Source organism: Pseudoalteromonas amylolytica (assembly GCF_001854605.1).
In the GTDB taxonomy this organism is placed as follows: domain Bacteria; phylum Pseudomonadota; class Gammaproteobacteria; order Enterobacterales; family Alteromonadaceae; genus Pseudoalteromonas; species Pseudoalteromonas amylolytica.
Genome location: NZ_MKJU01000036.1, coordinates 1 through 3212, shown reverse-complemented (window position 1 = coordinate 3212; position 3212 = coordinate 1). Strand labels below are relative to the sequence as shown.

Here is a 3212-nt window from a genome sequence, read left to right as displayed (position 1 = left end):
CGTGATAACCCATACCGCCACAATGTGTATTTTATCGACCCAGACGGCTTTGAAGTTGAGTTTGTAGAATACTTTAGCGATCTACCGCATGAGCGTAATAACGATGATTAACCAAGATGGGTGTTGTCATATCGAACAAGCGCTTGGGATTGGGCCAAGCGCACACCTTTAACGGTTATCTGGTGGCACCTATGAGTTAATCTACTGCACAGAGCAATATATTGCTTTTAAGCTTTGGATAACAAGTAACGACACTTCATTGACCTTCGCTTTTATTTTAACGGTGTAACCTGTATAACAAAGCAAACTCACCCCGTAAGCTGCGGAATTTTTTGCGATTGAGCTGCACGGACAACCATGGAAGTTAGAAGAACATGTTAGAAATAAGACCAAATTGCGAGTGCTGTGATAAAGACTTACCACCAGATTCACCTGAAGCGATGATCTGTACTTACGAATGTACGTTTTGCAAACAGTGTGTGGACGAAATATTAGAAAATGTCTGCCCTAATTGTGGCGGCGGTTTTTCACCAAGGCCCATTAGACCTAAAGTGGCAAGGCGTGCTGGATTAAGTATTGATCACCAACCACCCTCGACAAAAAGAGTGCACACAAAATACACTTTAGAGGAGCTAAAAGAGTTTGCGGCGACTGCAAAACATATTTCACCTGAGGATCGATGAACTGGTAAGCGCACATCAAGCAACCGCATTGGTGTCACAGGCGAACATTCAAATAAAAGTAATCAAATGCAAGACATAGCACCGATTGCGTAAAACGGTTAACGCGCCAGATGGCGCTGAGCTTATACCGACCTAGCGCGCTAAGTGAAAAAGCGACTTAATTAAGTTGTTAGTCGCTTCTTACCTAATACGTTACCTTTCAGCCATCAATAGGAATTTGGATAAATAAAAACAACTAGTGAGTGGCCCGTCCGTCTCTTGCTGATACAACTAGCATTGTAATTAGAGTTCCACAAATAAGCGCTATAATCGTGTAGCCAAGGTTCTCATATATATCGTAAATAAAGGTCAAATATTTGAAATCAAACCCGTTACGTAACACATTCTCCAGTAATGCAAGCAAGTTAATAATACCAGCAAAAATAAAGAACCAATGAAATATGCCGTCAAAAGCTGTTAGTTCAATGTTTTTGGATGTGGTTTTGGATATTAGTTTTGATAGTTGAACTCTGCAAATTAGCAAGAAAACAGCAATAAGGTTTATTGCTAGTTGCACACCAAACACTAGTGAGCCAACGACAAGGTAATCGTCTAGTTCTCCTCCCAAGCTAATAATATTGTATGAAAAAATCACATACTCACTGATAGCAACAAGCGCAAGAATCGCAGATATATGCGTGATATTTGGATCCTTTTTAAGAACCCCAAATACAACCCCAAATGTCAATACAGTTAAATACAAGTATGTTACATAATCTGGATTCGCAACTTGGATATAAAAAACTGCCAATGCTATGATCGTGATAAATATTAGATTAGATACTTTCATCTCTATCCCTGACTATCCTTAACTGGTGGTGGGATCAAGTTTTCTGGGGAATAACCAGCCGTAGTAGGCTTATTTGGCTTGTAAATAGATCCACCTTTAATGTGATGTAAAACTTTTTCGTTTATTACTTTCATGATAACTATTCCTATGTACATGTTCTGCTGAAAAATTTTTGATTTCGGATAACTGACAGAGCTCTAAAGGCAGCTAATTACAAAACGGACTAACCACTTTACAAAGCTTAAAACTCAGCATAATTTTCGATATAGAATAACTTACATTAATTATGTATATTTGCAAAAAGTACTCATAAAAAATTTCATATGCTCCAATATACCAACGCCATCATTGCGATTCGTCATCGTGCAGGCTTATATCTTCTGTACCGTTAGCTTGTTTTCGAACCTTTTTAATCTCACTGATGAAAGCTCCCATATCTATTTTACAATACATAAACCACATAAAAAGCTGCTTCGAACGAATGTCACTCACTCCGAGCTCATAGTTAATGATAGTTTTTCTATCACATTCCAGCTTCTTCGCCATAGCTTCCTGAGATATACCAGCTCTGACCCTCATAGCCTTTAAATCATCACCATCTATCACATCCTTATCCTTTTACCTTCATGTGAGGATTACCTATATTAAACACCCAACAATATTAACACAAAATACACAAAGGTTAATTAAAGTTTCAATGAAAGCAGCTATAGATAAACTACTCAGTCAGGCTCTACCTTGTTGATCAAATCAGGAGATGAACCTCAAATTCGGGTTTTCACCTTTGAGGCTGACATTCAGGCAGACCTAGCCTATTCATGGTGTTTGCGAGTGTGTTGGCATGTCCGCAGTCAAGGCCACGGAGAGTGGTATGGAAAAGCGCGCCACTAGTTACACTTTGGCGATGACTACAACTACATTGCCTTTAGCGATCATGGCGAAGGTGAAAACCGTCAATTAGCAGGGTATCAAGTCGATAAAGGCAGCCGTGATAACCCATACCGCCACAATGTGTATTTTATCGACCCAGACGGCTTTGAAGTTGAGTTTGTAGAATACTTTAGCGATCTACCGCATGAGCGTAATAACGATGATTAACCAAGATGGGTGTTGTCATATCGAACAAGCGCTTGGGATTGGGCCAAGCGCACACCTTTAACGGTTATCTGGTGGCACCTATGAGTTAATCTACTGCACAGAGCAATATATTGCTTTTAAGCTTTGGATAACAAGTAACGACACTTCATTGACCTTCGCTTTTATTTTAACGGTGTAACCTGTATAACAAAGCAAACTCACCCCGTAAGCTGCGGAATTTTTTGCGATTGAGCTGCACGGACAACCATGGAAGTTAGAAGAACATGTTAGAAATAAGACCAAATTGCGAGTGCTGTGATAAAGACTTACCACCAGATTCACCTGAAGCGATGATCTGTACTTACGAATGTACGTTTTGCAAACAGTGTGTGGACGAAATATTAGAAAATGTCTGCCCTAATTGTGGCGGCGGTTTTTCACCAAGGCCCATTAGACCTAAAGTGGCAAGGCGTGCTGGATTAAGTATTGATCACCAACCACCCTCGACAAAAAGAGTGCACACAAAATACACTTTAGAGGAGCTAAAAGAGTTTGCGGCGACTGCAAAACATATTTCACCTGAGGATCGATGAACTGGTAAGCGCACATCAAGCAACCGCATT

4 protein-coding genes and 2 pseudogenes are annotated in these 3212 nt (G+C 40.0%); 4 read left to right on the top strand and 2 right to left on the bottom strand.

Features of this window, described 5'->3' with window-relative positions; all coding sequences use genetic code 11:
* Together BET10_RS21930 and BET10_RS21260 are read left to right on the top strand one after the other, a co-directional pair.
* Window positions 1–111, top strand: a pseudogene (locus BET10_RS21930) (VOC family protein); the annotation flags it as partial.
* 263 nt (window positions 112–374) lie between these two features.
* Window positions 375–683 carry a DUF1272 domain-containing protein gene (locus BET10_RS21260; RefSeq protein ID WP_083330433.1) on the top strand — a complete coding sequence of 103 codons (309 nt, stop codon included), beginning with the start codon at window positions 375–377 and terminating at the stop codon, window positions 681–683.
* Between the two features lie 235 nt (window positions 684–918).
* On the opposite strand, the gene BET10_RS20335 is transcribed toward BET10_RS21260, so the two are convergent.
* Together BET10_RS20335 and BET10_RS20330 are read right to left on the bottom strand one after the other, a co-directional pair.
* Window positions 919–1512, bottom strand: a complete 594-nt coding sequence (locus tag BET10_RS20335) for a hypothetical protein (RefSeq protein ID WP_070987865.1) — start codon at window positions 1510–1512, stop codon at window positions 919–921.
* A gap of 345 nt (window positions 1513–1857) precedes the next feature.
* Window positions 1858–2118 carry a helix-turn-helix transcriptional regulator gene (locus BET10_RS20330; RefSeq protein ID WP_070987863.1) on the bottom strand — a complete coding sequence of 87 codons (261 nt, stop codon included), beginning with the start codon at window positions 2116–2118 and terminating at the stop codon, window positions 1858–1860.
* 189 nt (window positions 2119–2307) lie between these two features.
* On the opposite strand from BET10_RS20330, the pseudogene BET10_RS21925 reads away from it, so the two are divergent.
* Together BET10_RS21925 and BET10_RS21255 are read left to right on the top strand one after the other, a co-directional pair.
* A pseudogene (locus BET10_RS21925) lies at window positions 2308–2610 on the top strand (VOC family protein).
* 263 nt (window positions 2611–2873) lie between these two features.
* Window positions 2874–3182 (top strand): DUF1272 domain-containing protein, encoded by a 309-nt coding sequence (locus BET10_RS21255; RefSeq protein ID WP_083330433.1) that lies wholly within the window; start codon window positions 2874–2876, stop codon window positions 3180–3182.
* Window positions 3183–3212: the final 30 nt, after the last annotated feature.